At 57.1% G+C, this 17,858-nt stretch carries 18 protein-coding genes; 15 read left to right on the top strand and 3 right to left on the bottom strand.

The window, feature by feature from the left end; genetic code table 11:
• The first annotated feature begins 27 nt into the window (after nucleotides 1-27).
• On the top strand, nucleotides 28-1,071 hold the full coding sequence (locus SIC15_RS12475; RefSeq protein ID WP_412536053.1) for a S49 family peptidase: 1,044 nt from the start codon (nucleotides 28-30) through the stop codon (nucleotides 1,069-1,071).
• Here the strand turns inward: SIC15_RS12475 and SIC15_RS12470 are convergent.
• Nucleotides 1,068-1,685 carry a Maf family protein gene (locus tag SIC15_RS12470; protein ID WP_412536052.1) on the bottom strand — a complete coding sequence of 206 codons (618 nt, stop codon included), beginning with the start codon at nucleotides 1,683-1,685 and terminating at the stop codon, nucleotides 1,068-1,070. The two genes, SIC15_RS12475 and SIC15_RS12470, sit on opposite strands and share 4 nt — an antisense overlap.
• A 137-nt stretch (nucleotides 1,686-1,822) precedes the next feature.
• Here SIC15_RS12470 and SIC15_RS12465 point away from each other — a divergent pair, with 137 nt between their 5' ends.
• The 13 genes from SIC15_RS12465 to SIC15_RS12405 all read left to right on the top strand — a co-directional run bounded on the left by SIC15_RS12465 (nucleotide 1,823) and on the right by SIC15_RS12405 (nucleotide 13,334).
• Complete coding sequence (locus SIC15_RS12465; RefSeq protein WP_412536051.1) at nucleotides 1,823-2,377, top strand: YceD family protein; 555 nt, start codon at nucleotides 1,823-1,825, stop codon at nucleotides 2,375-2,377.
• A gap of 100 nt (nucleotides 2,378-2,477) precedes the next feature.
• Nucleotides 2,478-2,657, top strand: a complete 180-nt coding sequence (rpmF, locus tag SIC15_RS12460; protein ID WP_008174968.1) for a 50S ribosomal protein L32 — start codon at nucleotides 2,478-2,480, stop codon at nucleotides 2,655-2,657.
• A gap of 43 nt (nucleotides 2,658-2,700) precedes the next feature.
• Nucleotides 2,701-3,702, top strand: a complete 1,002-nt coding sequence (gene plsX / locus SIC15_RS12455; protein WP_366673952.1) for a phosphate acyltransferase PlsX — start codon at nucleotides 2,701-2,703, stop codon at nucleotides 3,700-3,702.
• Nucleotides 3,703-3,814: 112 nt separating this feature from the next.
• Entirely contained in the window at nucleotides 3,815-4,753 is a 939-nt protein-coding gene (gene fabD / locus SIC15_RS12450) for an ACP S-malonyltransferase (protein ID WP_412536050.1), read from the top strand.
• 18 nt (nucleotides 4,754-4,771) lie between these two features.
• Nucleotides 4,772-5,515 carry a 3-oxoacyl-ACP reductase FabG gene (gene fabG, locus SIC15_RS12445; RefSeq protein WP_069183278.1) on the top strand — a complete coding sequence of 248 codons (744 nt, stop codon included), beginning with the start codon at nucleotides 4,772-4,774 and terminating at the stop codon, nucleotides 5,513-5,515.
• A 134-nt stretch (nucleotides 5,516-5,649) separates the two neighbouring features.
• The gene (gene acpP / locus SIC15_RS12440) at nucleotides 5,650-5,883 is read left to right on the top strand and encodes an acyl carrier protein (RefSeq protein ID WP_008174976.1); all 234 of its coding nucleotides are present in this window, start codon (nucleotides 5,650-5,652) and stop codon (nucleotides 5,881-5,883) included.
• A 130-nt stretch (nucleotides 5,884-6,013) separates the two neighbouring features.
• Nucleotides 6,014-7,261, top strand: a complete 1,248-nt coding sequence (fabF, locus tag SIC15_RS12435) for a beta-ketoacyl-ACP synthase II (RefSeq protein WP_209396942.1) — start codon at nucleotides 6,014-6,016, stop codon at nucleotides 7,259-7,261.
• Between the two features lie 8 nt (nucleotides 7,262-7,269).
• Nucleotides 7,270-8,088: an aminodeoxychorismate lyase gene (pabC, locus tag SIC15_RS12430; protein WP_209396943.1), complete on the top strand. Its 819-nt coding sequence runs from the start codon at nucleotides 7,270-7,272 to the stop codon at nucleotides 8,086-8,088.
• A gap of 5 nt (nucleotides 8,089-8,093) precedes the next feature.
• Nucleotides 8,094-9,158 carry an endolytic transglycosylase MltG gene (mltG, locus tag SIC15_RS12425; RefSeq protein WP_069183281.1) on the top strand — a complete coding sequence of 355 codons (1,065 nt, stop codon included), beginning with the start codon at nucleotides 8,094-8,096 and terminating at the stop codon, nucleotides 9,156-9,158.
• Nucleotides 9,155-9,787, top strand: coding sequence for a dTMP kinase (tmk, locus tag SIC15_RS12420; RefSeq protein ID WP_412536049.1), 633 nt, complete (start codon nucleotides 9,155-9,157; stop codon nucleotides 9,785-9,787). Before mltG ends, tmk begins: the two co-directional genes overlap by 4 nt.
• Before the next feature lie 113 nt (nucleotides 9,788-9,900).
• Nucleotides 9,901-10,680, top strand: coding sequence for an AraC family transcriptional regulator (locus tag SIC15_RS12415; protein ID WP_412536048.1), 780 nt, complete (start codon nucleotides 9,901-9,903; stop codon nucleotides 10,678-10,680).
• A gap of 291 nt (nucleotides 10,681-10,971) precedes the next feature.
• Nucleotides 10,972-12,462, top strand: coding sequence for a sodium/proline symporter PutP (putP, locus tag SIC15_RS12410; protein WP_222464765.1), 1,491 nt, complete (start codon nucleotides 10,972-10,974; stop codon nucleotides 12,460-12,462).
• Between the two features lie 125 nt (nucleotides 12,463-12,587).
• Nucleotides 12,588-13,334 carry a sulfite exporter TauE/SafE family protein gene (locus tag SIC15_RS12405; RefSeq protein WP_069183285.1) on the top strand — a complete coding sequence of 249 codons (747 nt, stop codon included), beginning with the start codon at nucleotides 12,588-12,590 and terminating at the stop codon, nucleotides 13,332-13,334.
• A gap of 90 nt (nucleotides 13,335-13,424) precedes the next feature.
• Here SIC15_RS12405 and SIC15_RS12400 read toward each other — a convergent pair whose 3' ends face one another.
• A complete protein-coding gene (locus tag SIC15_RS12400; protein ID WP_069183680.1) occupies nucleotides 13,425-16,019 on the bottom strand; it encodes a bifunctional aconitate hydratase 2/2-methylisocitrate dehydratase in 2,595 nt (864 codons plus the stop codon).
• 257 nt (nucleotides 16,020-16,276) lie between these two features.
• Between SIC15_RS12400 and SIC15_RS12395 the strand changes: the two genes are divergently transcribed.
• Nucleotides 16,277-16,885 carry a tRNA-(ms[2]io[6]A)-hydroxylase gene (locus tag SIC15_RS12395; protein ID WP_153633563.1) on the top strand — a complete coding sequence of 203 codons (609 nt, stop codon included), beginning with the start codon at nucleotides 16,277-16,279 and terminating at the stop codon, nucleotides 16,883-16,885.
• On the opposite strand, the gene SIC15_RS12390 is transcribed toward SIC15_RS12395, so the two are convergent.
• The gene (locus tag SIC15_RS12390; protein WP_136631971.1) at nucleotides 16,877-17,761 is read right to left on the bottom strand and encodes a LysR family transcriptional regulator; all 885 of its coding nucleotides are present in this window, start codon (nucleotides 17,759-17,761) and stop codon (nucleotides 16,877-16,879) included. The genes SIC15_RS12395 and SIC15_RS12390 overlap by 9 nt on opposite strands.
• Nucleotides 17,762-17,858: the final 97 nt, after the last annotated feature.

The following is a 17,858-nucleotide window of genomic DNA, read 5'->3' as shown; positions in this document are numbered from 1 at the left end:
CATCGAATTTGCTGACAGGATGCGTGCATGAGTGACTGGGAATCTGACAAGCCTGCCGATTGGGGGGATAAGCCGGTAGAGCCAGAGAAGGAGGGTAAGCCGCTGTTCGGGCGTAAATCGCCGAAACTTCCGCCGGAATCCGGCCGTGACTGGAAGCTGATTGAAAAGCTGGTGATGTCGCTTCAGGCCGAGCAGCGAAGAAGTCGGCGCTGGGGCATCTTTTTCAAATTTCTGACCTTTGGTTATCTGATCGCTCTGCTGTTCATGTTCAAGTTTCCCATCGGCGACTCTCTGGAAGGTGTGGCAGGGGAGCATACTGCTCTGGTTGAAATAAATGGTCCGATCGCCGCGGACGAGCTGGCAAGCGCTGATAACATCGTTGGTTCCCTTCGAACGGCCTTCGAGGAGCCGAACTCTGTGGCCGTGATTCTGCGCATCAACAGTCCGGGCGGCAGTCCGGTTCAGGCGGGTTATGTTTACGACGAGATCAAGCGTTTGCGGGAGGAATACCCCGAGAAAAAGGTTTACGCCGTGATCTCTGATATTGGTGCCTCCGGAGCCTATTATATTGCGGCCGCAGCGGATGAAATTTACGCCAACCGTGCCAGCCTCGTTGGCTCCATTGGCGTTGTGGCTGGCGGTTTCGGGTTTACCGGGGTTATGGAAAAAATCGGTGTGGATCGCCGTCTTTATACCGCCGGCGAGAACAAGGCTTTCCTGGATCCGTTCTCTCCGGAGGAGCAAGATGAGGTGGCGTTCTGGCAGAGCGTGCTGGAAAACACCCATCAACAGTTTATTGCAGCCGTAAAGCAGGGGCGTGGTGATCGCCTGTCAGACGACGAAAGACTGTTCAGTGGTCTGGTGTGGAGTGGCGAGCAAGCCGTTGAGCTTGGACTAGCCGATGGGTTGGGCAGTGCTTCACACGTTGCTCGGCAGATCATCGGGCAGGAAAAGCTTGTGGACTACAGTCGTCGCAAGTCGCCATTCCAGGATATCGTCGATCAGCTTGGTGTCGCCTTTGGCGAGGGCTTCGCCAGTCAGTTGGTCGAGTCCCGTCTCGAGCTGCGTTAAGTTTTTCCGGGCTCAGGCCGGTTTTCCAGCAGGGGATTCCGGCCCCAGCGCCGAAGCATGTCGTTCAGGGCGATCAGCGGTAGCCCTACCAGGCTGTTAGGGTCCCGGCCTTCAAGCGCTTCGAACAGTGTGATGCCCAGGCCTTCCATCTTGAAGCTGCCGGCGCAGTCGTAGGGTTTCTCGTGCTGCAGGTAGGCTTCTATCTCCGCGTCAGTCAGTTCACGGAACCGGACATTGTAAGGTTCGCAGAGACTTTCGAGCTTTCCGGAATCGGCGTCGAGCAGTGCCAGGCCTGTCAGAAACAAGACTCTGTGGCCACTACTCTGGCGCAATTGATGCGCTGCCTGTTCATGGCCGCCGGGCTTGCTCAGCACCGAGCCGTCCGGTAGGCAAGCCACCTGGTCTGAACCGATGATCCAGTGCCCGGGAAAGCGGTCCGCCAGTGCACGGGCCTTGTTTACGGCCAGGCGCGTTGCAAGGGATTCTCCGGGTTCGTCTGGTTCTGGCGATTCGTCGATGTCTGGGCTGGCGCAGGTGAACGGCAGGCCCAGCCGTTCCAGAAGCGTTTTCCGATAGGGTGATGAAGATGCGAGTAAAAGCGGTTTTCGGGTCATCGATAGGTCCTTTGAGTGCCTGGCCCCGGTAATTGAGTTGCGGTTATCGTAAATTACACCTATCTGCACGGGAACCCCCGTGAAAAAGCAACGAAGTCTTTGACACCAGAGGGCTGCGCCCCTAAAATTGCGCGCCTATGTCAAACGCGTCCAACGCCGAGTTGCCCAAATCTGTTGATCCTTACCGGTTAGCGGAACAAAACAGCACACTGGAGGGAGAGATTCCTATCAGCGGGCTTGGCCGTTTTTGCGAAGCGGTTCTCGGGTTCTCGGAAGGTGCCGCGTGCCGGGTAAAACTGTCTTTCTTTATGGATGGTGAACGGCGTCGCGTGGTGTCGGGTGAGCTGACCGCTCCCGTGGATCTGGAATGTCAGCGGTGTATGGGTCCTATGAGTGTGACTCTGGAGTCCCGGTTTACCCTGGGGCTGGTCACCAGTGACGAGCAGGCCCAACAGCTACCGAAAGAGCTTGAGCCGTTTTTGACCGATGACTTCACCGCGGATCTCTGGTCCATGGTGGAAGACGAGCTGTTGCTGGTGTTGCCACCATTTCCGCTTCACGAACGGGATGAATGTCCTGCTCGGGAAGATCTGGAAGCATTTGAGCCTGATGGCTCCGAGGCAGAGCCGGTAAGAAAATCGGGCGAGAATCCGTTCAGTGTTCTGGCGGAACTGAAAAAGACAAAGCATTAACCGGGTGCGGGTCTCCCTTGGGAAGCCGGCGCACATTTAACGAACAGACGTTACTTGTTCAGCAAGACAAAGTTTACGTTAACAGGTCAGGAGCATAATCATGGCTGTACAGCAAAACCGTAAGACCCGTTCCAAGCGTGGCATGCGCCGTTCACACGACGCCCTGAGCGCCGCTGCTCTGAGCACTGATGCGACCACCGGTGAAGTACATCGTCGTCACCACGTGTCTCCGGACGGCTTTTACCGTGGCAAGCAGGTAATCGAAGCACGCGACGAGTAATCTCGTTGCCGCTATGCATCGCCAGGAATCGGATGGAAGAACGGTGAAACCGGTCACCATCGCGATTGACGCCATGAGTGGCGACCGCGGCGCAGCCGTTGTGGTTGCCGCGTCATTGCAGGCGGTGCGTGAAAACGAAGCCTTGAGCATCGTTCTGGTGGGAATCCGGAGCGAGCTTGAGGCTTTGTTGCGTGAAGGGCATGCCAGAATCCGCATTGTCGAAGCGGCGGATGTGGTCAGAATGAACGAGCGCCCCTCCCACGCCCTTCGCCACAAGAAGAATTCCTCCATGGCCATTGCGCTGGGTCTTGTCCGGGATGGCGAGGCGCAGGGCTGTGTCAGTGCCGGTAACACCGGCGCGCTGATGGCCTTTGGTCGCACCATTATCCGAATGTATCCGGGTATCGAGCGCCCGGCCATTGCCAAACTGATTCCTTCGCTTCGTGGACGTTGTCACGTCCTTGATCTGGGTGCCAACGTCGACTCCACTGCCGAAAATCTTTATCAGTACGCGCTGATGGGGTCACTGATGGCTTCTGCCATCTGCAGCCAGGCAGAGCCCCGGGTTGCACTGCTGAACGTTGGCGAAGAAGAGATCAAAGGTAATGAACAGGTCCGCCTGGCCTCTCATATGCTGGCCCAGTGCGACAGCATTAACTACATTGGTTATGTGGAAGGCAGTGATCTGTTTCGCGATGTGGCCGATGTGGTTGTCTGCGACGGCTTCGTTGGCAATATCGCCCTGAAGACCGGGGAAGGCGTTGCAGGTCTGCTGATCGAATTGATGGAGCAGGCATTCACCCGGAACCTCTACGGCAGGCTGGTCGGCCTGCTGGCCCGGCCGATTGTTGGTCGGCTTCTGCAATTGATGGATCCTTCCCGCCACAACGGTGCCAGCCTGCTCGGGCTTCAGGGTGTGGTGATCAAAAGCCATGGTAACGCCAATGAGCGCGCCATGCTGTCGGCCATTCGTCAGGCTGTCAGGGAAGTTGAGCTGGAAGTGCCCCGCCGTATCAATGAGCGTCTCGACGATCTCATGCTTTGAGTGCCTGAGACTAAAGTCTGTCCCGGTTTGGCCACGCATTCGCGGATAATTGGCCTAACTTGTACTATTGGCTAATCTCACGTAACCACCCAATGACGATAAGATTCCGCTTATGAAATCAGCCTTTATTTTTCCAGGACAAGGGTCGCAATCGGTGGGTATGCTTTCAGCTGCCGCTGAAGCCTGGCCCATTATCGACAGAACCTTTGCTGAAGCCTCCAACGTGCTTGGTTACGACCTCTGGGCGCTCTGCCAGAATGGCCCGGCCGAGGAACTCAATAAAACCATGGTTACCCAGCCTGCACTGCTGACGGCCAGTGTTGCCCTTTGGCGGCAGTGGTTTGTTGCGGGCGGTGTTGCGCCGGACTTCCTTGCTGGTCACAGTCTGGGGGAGTACAGCGCCCTGGTTGCCGCCGAAAGCCTCGACTTTGTTGAGGCGGTAAAGCTGGTTCGCCTGCGTGGTGAGCTCATGCAAGACGCCGTACCGGCAGGGCAAGGCAAAATGGCCGCCATCCTCGGTCTTGAGGACGACGACGTCGTTGCCGCCTGTGAAGCAGCGGCACAGGGTGATGTGGTTTCTGCGGTTAACTTCAATGCTCCCGGCCAGGTCGTCATTGCTGGCTCGGCAGCCGCGGTTGATCGCGCTATTGAGGCCTGCAAGGAAAAAGGCGCCCGCAAGGCCATGCCATTGCCGGTCAGCGTGCCTTCCCACTGCGCCTTGATGAAAGGCGCTGCTGAAGAGTTGGCCAAAGCCCTGGAAGATGTGCGCTTTAATGATGCTGTCATCCCGGTCATACAAAATGTTAACGCTGCCGCCGAGACCGAATCCGCTACACTGAAGTCCAATCTGCTCAAGCAGCTTTATTCACCGGTACTGTGGACGGATTCCGTGCGTACTCTTGTTGCCAACGGGGTTGAGGTCGCCGTTGAATGCGGCACCGGCAAAGTCTTGGCGGGGCTTGCCAAACGCATCGACCGGACTTTGGCCGTTCACGGTATCGAAGATCCGGACTCGCTGGCGAAGGCGCTAGACGCCTTCGGTCAGTCCTGAAACGAAAGGGAGTTATTCATGTCTCTGGAAGGTAAAACTGCACTGGTAACCGGTGCGACCCGCGGCATTGGCCAGGCGATTGCCCGTGCGCTGGCCGAGCAGGGCGCTGAAGTCGTTGGCACCGCGACCAGCGAGGCCGGTGCCGAGTCCATCACCAAAGACCTCCAGTCGGCCGGTTTCAAAGGCTACGGCATGGTCATGAACGTTGCAGATCCAGCCAGCATTGAATCAGGCCTCAAGGCGCTGACGGAGAAGTCGGGTGCGCCTCTGATCCTGGTCAACAATGCCGGTATTACCCGCGACAACCTGCTGATGCGTTTGAAAGACGAGGACTGGGCGTCCGTTCTGGAAACCAATCTGTCCAGCGTCTACCGCACCAGCAAGGCTGTTCTGCGCGGCATGGCCAAGGCGAAATGGGGCCGGATCATTAACATCAGTTCCGTAGTTGCCGGCATGGGCAATCCGGGGCAGGGCAATTATTGCGCTGCCAAGGCCGGCGTTGAAGGCTTCACCCGGAGCCTGGCCAAAGAAATGTCGAATCGGGGTATCACCGCGAATTGCGTGGCTCCGGGATTTATTGACACAGATATGACAAAAAAACTGGACGACAAGCAGCGCGAGGCTATGCTGGAAATCATACCCGCGGGTCGTCTGGGTGAGCCGGAAGAAGTGGCCGCCGTGGTCGCCTTCCTGGCATCCGATGCAGCCGGTTACGTGACGGGTGAAACCATCAACGTGAACGGCGGAATGTACATGGGATAAACCCCCTGTGGGGGTCTGTGCGCAACTCCTTGTCGCACAACATGTTTATCAGAATCCCTGCTTGTTTGCAGGTAGGGTTTAAACTAAACTGGCAGCACTTGAGTTGCTTGGTTGACACACAAAGTGAGGACATTATGAGTACAGTTGAAGAGCGCGTGAAGAAGATCGTTTGTGAACAGTTGGGCGTTAAAGAGTCCGAAGTTCAGAACTCATCTTCTTTTGTAGAGGATCTTGGCGCTGACTCACTGGACACCGTTGAGCTGGTTATGGCACTGGAAGAGGAATTCGAAACCGAGATCCCTGACGAGGAAGCCGAGAAGCTGACAAGTGTTCAGGACGCGATCGACTACATCGTCGCGCACACCTGATACTCTGCATTTAAGAAAGCCAGGCAAAAAGCCGTCCTTGTGAAACAGCGAGGGACGGCTTTTTTATTGGCTGAAAATCAGGTTCAATCTGCGTTCAGATTCATTCGGACAAGATCAGGTGTAACAGGTTATGACTAAACGGCGAGTTGTCATCACAGGCATGGGCATGCTGTCTCCGGTCGGCAATAGCGTGGAGTCGTCCTGGCAAGCCATCCAGGCCGGACGTAGCGGGATTGGTATGATCGACCGCTTTGACGCATCGGCGTACAACACACGGATTGGAGGGGCCATCCGGGATCTGGATATGGAGCCCTACCTGTCCCCCAAGGATGCTCGGAAACTCGACGCCTTTATCCATTACGGCCTGATTGCCGCCCAACAGGCGGTGGACGACAGTGGCCTCGAATCTTTTGACAGGCTTGACCGCGAGCGCGTTGGTATTGCCATTGGCTCTGGCATCGGTGGCCTCGAGTACATCGAGAAAAGCGTTCTTACCATGGACAAGTCCGGTCCTCGAAAGGTTTCCCCGTTTTTCGTGCCGGCCTCTGTTATCAACATGATCTCCGGTAATGCTGCCATCCGCTTTGGCTATCGCGGTCCGAACATTGCGATTGTCACCGCCTGCACCACCGGCACCCACAACATTGGCTACGCTGCCCGTACGATTGCTTACGGTGACGCCGAAGTCATGCTGGCTGGTGGGTCTGAAATGGCGACCACGCGAACCGGCATGGCTGCCTTCTCCGCAGCGCGGGCCCTGTCCACGCGAAACGATGAACCGGAAAAGGCCAGTCGACCGTGGGATAAAGATCGGGACGGCTTCGTACTCAGTGACGGTGCCGGCGTGGTGGTTCTTGAGGAACTTGAGCACGCGAAACAGCGGGGCGCCACGATCTACGGCGAGGTGGTCGGCTTTGGCATGAGCGATGATGCCCACCACATCACCGCGCCGCCGGAGGATGGCGAGGGCGCGGCCCGTTCCATGGCCAATGCCGTGCGTGACGCTGGCCTCGACGCCGACGAGATTGACTATATCAACGCCCACGGCACCTCCACCCAGGTCGGAGACGTCGCCGAAGTGGCTGCTGTTCGGAGAGTATTCGGCGCACATGCTGAAAAGCTGGCCATGAGCAGTACCAAATCAATGACCGGGCACCTTCTTGGCGCAGCCGGTGCTGTTGAGGCGATCTTCTCGGTACTGGCCATACGCGATGGCGTGCTGCCGCCCACCATCAATCTGGATAATCCTGATGAAGGATGCGATCTGGATCTTGTGGCCCACAAGAGTCGTCAGGCCGATGTTCGAGTGGCGCTGTCCAACTCGTTCGGATTCGGTGGTACCAACGGAACCCTGATTTTCCGCCGCTACGAAGGCTGACACTCGTCGTGTTTCGTCTTTACTGGGCAGATGAGGGCGGCCTGCCTGCCGGTGATCGTGGTCTGGCCTATGGTGACGGGCTGTTCGAAACCATCCGGATGTCCGGGCACAGGGGTGTACTTTTATCCCGCCACCTGGAGCGAATGGTTCGTGACGCCGCGCGCCTTGGAATCGAGGTTTCCCGGAAGGAACTCGCCAACGTTTGCGTCGAGGCGGCGCAACGTTTCGCTGATCGTTTCAATTCGGAGGACTGGGTTCTGAAACTGACGCTGACCCGCGGCAGTGGCGGGCGAGGGTATCGCCCGGACCCCGGCATGGAGCCTAACCTGATGGTTTCTGCCTCACCTTTGCCACCTGTGCCTGATCCAGCCGGTGTTGCGGTTGATGTCTCCAAAGTGCCGCTGACCGTTAATCCATTGCTGGCGGGGATCAAGTCTCTGAACCGGATAGAACAGGTCCTGGCGGCCTCTGATCTCGGGCCTTCTCTATTCGAGGTGATGATGGCGGACCGCGACGGCAATCTTGTCGAAGGCACCCGCACCAATCTTCTGCTTCGCCGGGGCGATTGCTGGCTGACACCGCCGGCATCAAGCCTGGCGGTTGCCGGTGTGCTCAGACAGTGGCTTCTGGAGCGACTCAGGCAAAGAGGGGATACGGTGACAGAGCGTCCAGTCACGGTAAACGATGTGCTTGGTCCAGATTGCCAGGGACTGTTTCTGCTCAACAGCGTGCTGGGTATTGTTCCGGTTCGCACTATCGCCGGTCATGATTTGCCTGTCGATGGCGGACTTGCGACAATCTTCAATCCTCTCGAAACACTGGAATAAATCGTTTGCTCAAGAAGTTATTGCTTGCGTGCGTTTGTGTCGCCGTCCTTGCCTCGGCAGGAACTGGTCTCTGGGTGTGGCAGGGTCTGCAAGGCCTGAACAAGCCGGTGATGCTCGAAGAGCCGCTGCTTTTTAACGTTCCCCAGGGCAGTTCTTTTATTGAAGTAGTTGGCCGACTTGAGTCTAAAGGACTGGTTTCAGACCGGTTGTGGCTCAGGCTCTATGGTCGGCTCGAGCCTGGACAAACCAGGATCAAGGCTGGCGAGTACGAATTTGTCGACGGCATGAGCCCCAGGGACATGATCGGTGCCATGGTGTCCGGCGATACCAAACACTGGTATGTGCAGTTTATCGAGGGTTGGACATTCAAGGATATGCGAGCAGCACTGGCCCGGGCCGAGCGGCTGGAGAAAGTGACCGGCCAGTGGACCACTGAGCAGATCATGGCGGCTGTTGGCGCCGAAGGCGAGCATCCCGAGGGTCGGTTCTTTCCCGATACCTACGCTTTCACCAGTAGCGAATCGGATCTTGATCTTCTGAAGCGGGCCTTCAACCGGATGGAAACCGTATTGGCCGAAGAGTGGGCAGCGCGGGAAGAAGGGCTCCCTTACGACACTCCCTATGAAGCTTTGATCATGGCCTCGATCGTGGAGCGCGAAACCGGAGCGCCCCATGAGCGGGATCAGGTTGCGGGCGTATTTGTTCGTCGTCTTCAGAAGGGGATGCGGCTGCAAACCGATCCCACGGTCATTTACGGCATGGGTGACAGCTACCAGGGCAGGATTGGTCGTAAGGATCTGCGTACCTATACGCCTTACAACACATACCGAATCAATGGACTACCTCCCACGCCCATAGCCCTCCCGGGGCGTGAATCCATTCACGCAGCGCTACACCCGGACAAAGGTGATGCACTTTACTTCGTCGCCCGGGGTGATGGCACCCACAAGTTCTCTCGCACACTCTCGGAGCACCAGAAGGCGGTGCGAGAGTTTCAGCTAAACCGACGTGAGGATTACCGTTCCTCGCCGGCACCACAGGATGCCGATTCTGATGAGGATGCCGGATGAAGGCGCGGGGACAGTTCATAACATTTGAGGGCACCGAGGGCGTTGGCAAGTCGACCCAGTTGACCAACGCCGCCAGCACACTGGATCAGATGGGTGTTGATTATATTGTTACCCGTGAGCCTGGAGGCACGCCCATGGCTGAGGCCATCCGCGAGCTCCTGCTGGCACCCCGGGACGAGCCGGTGAATGAAATTACCGAGCTGCTGCTGATGTTCGCGGCCAGGGCCCAGCATCTCCACACGCGGATCCTTCCAGCGCTGGAGCGAGGCCAGTGGGTCCTGTGCGACCGCTTTACCGATGCGACCTTTGCCTATCAGGGTGGTGGTCGGGGCGTTCCCGAAGAACGAATCGCCTTGCTTGAAACCCTTGTTCAGGGTGACATTCGTCCGGACCACGTTATCGTTCTGGATGCCCCCGTGGACACAGGCATGGCCCGAGCTCGCAAGCGGGGTGAACTGGATCGCTTTGAGCAGGAAGATCTGGATTTTTTCCAGCGAATCAGGGATGCCTATCTTGCCAGGGCGACGGCACAGCCCGCCAGGTATCACGTGATTGATGCCGCTCGTCCGCTTGCAGAGGTGTCGGACCAGGTGTCGGGCCTTTTGAACCGGTGGGTCAATGGTCAATAGTTTCAAGTCCGACAAATACTCTGGTTTTGCCGCCGTTTTTGTTCCATTCGTGCACTTTCTGTAATGTTCTGCTTTAATTGAGGAACATTCTCAGTTAAACGCTGGCAGTTTTAATGGTTAACGCGAAACTTCTGAAGCTTCCCACGGCCGCGCATCAGCACTGGCATGAGCACCACCAGATTGTCATCGGGGTGCGTGGAGAAGCCGAGTTGAGCGTTGATGGAGCAGGGGCCTACCTGGACACCTGGCGGGCTTATCTGGTGCCTACGGAGGCCCGACACGATTATCGTGGTAATGACAAGAACCATGTTCTGGTCATCAATCTGGATCCGCTTGCACCCGCCGTTAATTCTCCGGCTCACGCCGACTATGAGCGCATGATGCGGGTCTTTGAAAAGCCGCGAACCTTGCAAATGGATAGTCGCCTGCACGGTCTTGTCCAGTTCGCCGCTGTCGAGTTTGATCGCGCGCCCAATCATGTAACGCTCCAGCAGCACCTGGCTTCCAGCATTCTTTACTGCATGGCTGACCGGATCACGGATGGCCAGTCCTTCACCTCAAACCGGAATGCGATCAGCCCTGATGCAATCCGCCGCTTCATCCACAGAAATCTCCATAAGAAGATCACCGTTGAAGACATGGCTGGAGAGGTTTGCCTCAGTGTCAGCCGGTTCCATGAGGTGTTCAGGGATCTTGCAGGCATAACGCCGCACCAGTTTCTGTTACAGACGCGCCTGGATCAGGCGGCGCACCTTCTCGCAACAACGACCCTTACCGTGTCTGAAATCAGTTATCGAACCGGTTTCTCGTCGCAAAGCGCGCTGACAAATGCCTTGCGGAAATACAAGGGGACCACGCCGTCACGATTACAGGTTGGCGAGCGTGTGGCCTGATTTGGCCCCTCAGTTCAGTAGTCCCGTAGGATTGTGCAAAAGAATCGTAGGATTTCGTAAGCCTGAAATCCGCACTAATACTAACTTATAGCGACTGAAGCCCGGTGCGGGGTGAGAGTCGCAAATGCCCTTTGCGCACTCAGGTTCAGGGAATTACCACAAGGAAAAATCCCTGCTTCAATTGAGCTGGAATTCGGGAACAAAAGAAGAATAGTGCAGCGAGTTGGCAGAAGGTCAGCCATGTGCTTTGCGAGCGGATCTATTCCGACTCATTAAACCGGAGGAGCCCTTATGGCTATTGGTGTTTGGATCAGTCTATTTGCTTACTTTGCGCTCATGATCGCCATTGGCGTTTATGCCATGCGCAGAGCTACCTCTTCATCCGAGGACTATATGTTGGGCGGTCGAGCCCTCAGTCCGAAGGTGGCTGCGCTTTCAGCCGGCGCTTCTGATATGAGTGGCTGGTTGCTTCTGGGTCTACCAGGGGCGCTGTTTGCTTCCGGTCTCGGATCGGCCTGGATCGGTATTGGCCTGCTCGTGGGGGCATTCTTTAACTGGACGCTGGTTGCGCCACGGCTTCGTGAGCAGACCGTTCACTACGGAAATGCCATTACCATTCCCTCGTTCCTGGCGAATCGCTTCCCGACGCAGGCACTTTCCCTCAGAACAGTATCTGCGATCGTCATTGTTATCTTTTTCGCAGTGTACACGGCGTCAGGTCTGGTTGCCGGTGGCAAGCTGTTCGAAAGTGCGTTCTCCGGGATTTTCAACTTCGGTGGCTTGAGTGATTACGCAGTTGGTATTGTCATTACCCTGGGCGTGGTTCTGGCCTATACCGTGGTCGGTGGTTTCCTGGCCGTGAGCATGACGGACTTTGTGCAGGGCTGCATCATGATGCTGGCGCTGGTGATTATGCCGGCCGTTGTGCTGTTTGGCGAAGGTGGCGGTGGTTTTGCCCAGGCGTCACAAACTTTGAATGAAGTCGATCCGACGCTGCTGTCCTGGACGGAAGGCCTGACCTTCATAGGTTGGCTGTCTGCGGTTACCTGGGGTTTGGGTTACTTTGGTCAGCCCCATATCATCGTGCGTTTTATGGCCATCCGTACCCTGAAGGATGTACCGGTTGCCCGGAACATCGGCATGAGCTGGATGCTGATCTCCCTGATCGGTGCGATCTCACTGGGTGTCTTTGGCCGCGCCTACGCCATTCGCAATGGTATGGACATCCAGGATCCTGAGACCATCTTTATCATTCTGTCCGATATGCTGTTCCATCCCCTGATTACTGGCTTCCTGTATGCAGCCTTGTTGGCGGCGGTAATGAGTACAATTTCCAGTCAGCTGCTGGTGTCTTCCTCCTCGCTGACAGAGGATTTCTATCGTCTGTTCCTGCGTAAGGAAGCAACTGATAAGGAATGCGTGAATATCGGCCGGGTGTGCGTTGTCCTCGTCGGTCTGGTCGCAGCCTTCATCGCCTCCGATCCGGACTCTCAGGTTCTTGCGCTGGTTGCCAACGCCTGGGCAGGCTTTGGTGCTGCATTCGGCCCGCTGATCATCCTGTCACTGATGTGGCCGCGCACCAATGGTGCGGGAGCGATTGCGGGTATGGTTGTTGGTGCAGCCACGGTCATTATCTGGATCTCCCTGGGCTGGAACGGCTCGTTCATGGGTGGCCCGGGTGTCTATGAAATTATTCCGGGCTTCATTGCGGCGTTCATCGCAATCCTGGTAGTGAGCTCGGTAACCGCCGATGCCGGTGAGTACCAGCACATCGAACGGTAAAAAAACGCTTGAAAAGCGTTATCAGAAGTGAAAAGGGCTCCTTCGGGAGTCCTTTTTTTAGTCATAATGATTCCTTATCGAGGGGTCTACTGTCGTATCCCCCAAGCTTGGATGGAGCGCGCTGAGTGACTGTTCTGGAAATCGGGGCTTTGCTGACGATCGGCGGCATTGCCGGTTTTATTAATGTTCTCTCAGCCGGCGGTTCCATGCTGACCCTGCCCCTGTTGATGTTTCTTGGTCTGCCGCCCCAGGTCGCCAACGGCACGAACCGGGTGGCGATAACCCTGCAGAGTGTCACTGCGGTAGGCAGCTTCTACCGCATGGGGCATGGCAACCTTGTTGTCAGCCTGCACCTGGCGATTCCGGCGGTTCTGGGCTCTCTGGTGGGTGCCTGGGTCGCTACCTGGGTTTCCGATACCGTGTTCGAATGGGTGCTCGTGGCGGCCATGATTTGCGCCTCTGTCTTCATGCTGTTGCCGCAGCCCGTTCTCAATACCCGTCCACTGACACCCGAGCGCCTTGGTCCGGCTGTCTACCTGGCGATGTTCGTGGTTGGCATGTACGGCGGATTCATTCAGGTTGGTGTCGGAGTGCTTTTCCTTGTGGTGCTTTACCACATGCTCAAGATCGACCTGCGCCAGGTGAACGTGCTCAAGGTCTCTATCGTGCTTCCGTTTACCTTTGCAGCACTGGTAGTGTTCGCCCTTAACGATCAGGTGCGCTGGGGCGTGGGCCTGACCCTGGCAGTGGGCAACGTTACCGGTGCGTTTATCGCTACCCGGGTCAATATGAGCAAACGCGGCGCACGTTGGATCAAGGGGATTACCCTCGTTATGGTGGCTGCGATTCTGTTGAGGCTGATTATCGACTGATTGTGTGGGCGTCCCGGGTATGTAAGCAGGCATAAAAAACGCCAGCCCGAGGGCTGGCGTTTTTGTGCAGCTAGACCTGAAGGTCAGCGCTTAGGCAACGTTCGCCTCGGCAGCCTTCTTGGTGTAGTTCTCCATCTGGTCGAAGTTGAGATACTTGTAGATCTCTTTCGACATGCTGTTCAGGTCCTTGGCGTACTCCATGTACTCCGCAGGGGAGGGGAGTTTGCCCAGAACCGCACCCACAGCTGCCAGTTCCGCAGAGGTCAGGTACACGTTGGCACCATCACCGAGGCGGTTCGGGAAGTTACGGGTGGACGTGGACAGAACCGTCGACTTCGGTGCTACACGCGCCTGGTTACCCATGCACAGGGAGCAGCCCGGCATTTCGGTGCGAACACCGGCAGTGCCGTAGGTGTTGAAGTAGCCTTCTTCCATCAGCTGGGCCTGATCCATCTTGGTCGGCGGAGACATCCACAGGCGGGTGCTCAGCGGACCCTTGTGCTGTTCAAGTAGCTTACCAGCGGCACGGAAGTGACCGATGTTGGTCATGCAGGAACCGATGAAGACTTCGTCCACCTTGTCGCCTGCCACTTCGGACAGGAACTTGGCGTCGTCCGGGTCGTTCGGGCAGCATACGATCGGCTCTTTGATGTCAGCCAGGTCGATCTCGATAACGTGGGCGTACTCGGCATCTTTGTCGGCACGCATCAGCTTCGGATCAGCCAGCCACTCTTCCATCTGCTGGGCGCGACGCTCCAGGGTACGCGGGTCGCCGTAACCTTCGGCAATCATCCAGCGCAGCATGGTGATGTTGGAGCGCAGGTACTCGGCTACGGAGTCTTCAGACAGGTTGATGGTACAACCGGCTGCGGAGCGCTCGGCAGAGGCATCAGACAGTTCGAACGCCTGCTCAACGGTCAGGTGCTCAAGGCCTTCGATTTCCAGGATGCGACCGGAGAACTCGTTGATCTTGCCTTTCTTCTCAACGGTCAGCATGCCCTGCTTGATGCCGTACAGCGGAATGGCGTGTACCAGGTCGCGCAGGGTGATGCCCGGCTGCATTTCGCCCTTGAAGCGAACCAGAACAGACTCCGGCATATCCAGCGGCATTACGCCGGTGGCAGCGGCAAACGCAACCAGGCCGGAACCGGCCGGGAAGGAGATGCCCATCGGGAAACGGGTGTGGGAGTCACCACCGGTGCCGACGGTGTCCGGCAGCAGCATGCGGTTCAGCCAGGAGTGGATGATGCCGTCGCCCGGGCGCAGGGAAACACCGCCACGGGTGCGGATGAAGTCCGGCATGGTGTGCTGCATTTCCACGTCAACCGGCTTCGGGTAGGCAGCGGTGTGACAGAAGGACTGCATAACCAGATCAGCCTGGAAGCCCAGACATGCCAGATCTTTCAGCTCGTCCCGGGTCATCGGGCCGGTGGTGTCCTGGGAACCTACGGTGGTCATGTGCGGCTCGCAGTAGGTGTTCGGACGAACGCCTTTGCCTTCTTCCAGGCCACAGGCCTTACCGACCATCTTCTGGGCCAGGGTGAAGCCCTTGGTGCCGGCTTCGGGATCTTTCGGCAGGCGGAACAGGTCGGTCGCGCCCATGCCCAGTGCTGTACGAGCCTTGGCAGTCAGGCCACGGCCAATGATCAGGGGGATACGGCCGCCGGCCTGAACTTCGTCCAGGATCACATCAGACTTGAACTTGAACTCGGAGATGGTTTCACCGGCTTCGTTCAGGATCTTGCCTTCGTACGGACGGATCTCGATCACGTCGCCCATGTTCATGTTGTCAACGGGAGCCTCGAAAACCAGGGCGCCGGCATCTTCCATGGTGTTGAAGAAGATCGGAGCAACCTTGTTACCGATACAGACACCACCGGCACGCTTGTTGGGCACGCCCGGGATGTCTTCACCGAAGAACCACAGAACAGAGTTGGTGGCGGACTTACGGGAAGAACCGGTACCGACAACATCACCAACAAAGGCAACGGGCAGGCCCTTGGACTTGATTTCGTCGATCTGGCTCATGGGGCCGGTAACGCCGGGCTCTTCCGGCTTCAGGCCGTCGCGCTCCATTTTGTAGGCAGCGCGGGCGTGCAGAGGGATGTCCGGGCGGGACCAGGCATCCGGAGCCGGTGACAGATCGTCGGTGTTGGTTTCGCCAGTAACCTTGAACACCACCATCTTGGTGCTCTCGGGTACCTTCTTCTTGTTGGTGAACCACTCGCCGTTGGCCCAGGATTCAATGACTGCCTTGGCAACGGGGTTGCCTGCGTCCATCTTTTCCTTCACGTCGTTGAAGGCGTCGAACATCAGCAGGGTACGCTTGAGCTGTTCACCGGCCAGTTCGGCCAGTTCGGAGTCATCCAGAAGGTCGACCAGAGTCGCGATGTTATAGCCACCCTGCATCATGCCCAGCAGCTTGACCGCTGTCTGCTTGTCCAGCAGCGGAGAAGACGCTTCGCCTTTCACAATGGCGGTCAGGAAAGCGGCCTTCACGTAGGCGGCTTCATCCACACCTGGCGGCACACGGTTTTCCAGGAGATACACCAGGGTATCTTCCTCGCCGGCCGGCGGGTTTTTCAGCAGATCGACCAGAGCAGCGGTTTGCTCGGCGTTCAGGGGCTTGGGAGGAATACCCAGGGCTTCACGTTCAGCAACGTGTTCACGATAGGCTTCTAACACGATATGGACCCTCATCAGTTGGAATGTCCCGCGCCGTTGGCTTCATGCCTTGGCGGGCGGTTTTTGGCGGAAAGGCCGCAGGAGCCTCTGAATAATGCCTCAAATCACCGATGGGGTTTCAGGGTTTATTCAGAGACTCCTCAATCTGGCGCTGCATTCTATAGGAAACCCCTTATAAAGTTAAGTTGGACAGAGGTCGGAGGAATCTGTTAAGTGCGCTATACTCGCCCGCCGCCAATTAACCAATGTGCTTAGCCATGAACGACGCCCTGCAAGAGATTCACAACTTCCTGCCGTGCCGGACCCCGCAACAATGGATCGACAACGCCCTGGCGAATCAGGATCTGATGCTGATTGATCACGCCCACTGCGAGAAAAAGGCCGCCTCCACAGCGCTGAGTTTGATGTACCGTTATGTCGACAACACCGACCTGTTGAACAAGATGTCCCGGCTGGCCCGTGAGGAGCTGAGGCATTTCGAGCAGGTGCTGGCGATCATGAAAAAGCGGGGCGTGGAGTATTGTCACCTGACGCCGGCCCGCTACGCTGCCGGTTTGAGACAGGCAGTTCGCACCGAAGATCCCGGACGTCTGGTGGATGTGTTGATCGTGGGCGCTATTATCGAAGCGCGCTCCTGCGAACGTTTTGCTGCCCTGGCGCCATTTCTGGATGAGAAGCTGGCGGACTTCTACACCAGCCTGCTGAAATCCGAAGCCCGACATTATCAGGATTATCTGTCTTTGGCCGAGCAGGCTGCCGGTGAGCCTATCGAGGCGCGGGTGGCAGAATTTCTGGCGCTTGAGAAAGCGCTGGTCGAAGAGCCGGATACGGAGTTCCGGTTCCACAGCGGGCCGGTCTCAGCGTAGCTGCCGGCACAGCTCTATCCAGGCATCAATGCCGGCGCTGCGGTATTTCTGCTTGTGCAGGATAAAATAGAACTGGCGATCAAATCGTCGGTGTTCCGGGACCGTCAGCGGCACCAGGCTGCCCCGCTTGAACGCGTCTGCCAGCACCACTTCAGACAGGCAGCCAATGCCCAGGTCCGCCTCTACGGCACGCTTGATGGCTTCAGTGTGTTCCAGTTCCAGCAGCACGTTCAGATCCGGCAGCAGGCCGTGCATGCCTCGCTCAAAGCTCTGACGGGTTCCTGACCCTGGCTCCCGCATGATCCAGGTGGCGCTGCGCAGGTCCTCGTCGGAGAGAGACTTCTTGCCGGCAAGAGGATGGCTCGGAGAGCAGAACACCACCAGCTCATCACCTCGCCAGGGCAACACATCCAGTTCAGGTGACTGTAATTCGCCTTCAATCAACCCGATGTCCAACTCAAAGTCCTTGACTCGTCTGGCAATGGTGCTTGTGTTGGCCACTTCCAGAGAGACTCTGGGGTGTGTAGGGGTATTCATGTATTGGGCCATGACACCCACGGCCAGATAGTTTCCGATAGTAAGCGTGGCACCTACTTTGAGCGCACCCACTTCCGTGTGCTTGCTGAAGGCCTGTTCCAGTTCGTTCGCCTGGGCCAGGACGGCTTCCACCTTGGGGCGGTAAAGTCGCCCGAGTTCGTTTAACTGAAGCCGTTTGCCAACGCGATCGAAGAGCTGGATATCGAACTGATTCTCCAGTTCTTTAAGTGCACTACTGGCTGCTGACTGCGACATGGCCAGCGATTCGGCGGCCCGGGTAATGTTCTGGAAGTGTGCCGCTGCAAGGAAAACCTCCAGCTGTCGGAAACTGTATTTCATAACTTTTCGCTCTTAATCGGTTTACTCGAATAAGGTTATGAGAATATCCCATTTTCCCGATAGGTTAGTGCCGGGTTAGACTGAGCGCAATCCAAAG

It is taken from the genome of Marinobacter sp. MIT932201 (assembly GCF_047123295.1).
GTDB lineage: Bacteria > Pseudomonadota > Gammaproteobacteria > Pseudomonadales > Oleiphilaceae > Marinobacter > Marinobacter salsuginis.
This window is presented reverse-complemented; position numbering and strand designations above follow the sequence as displayed.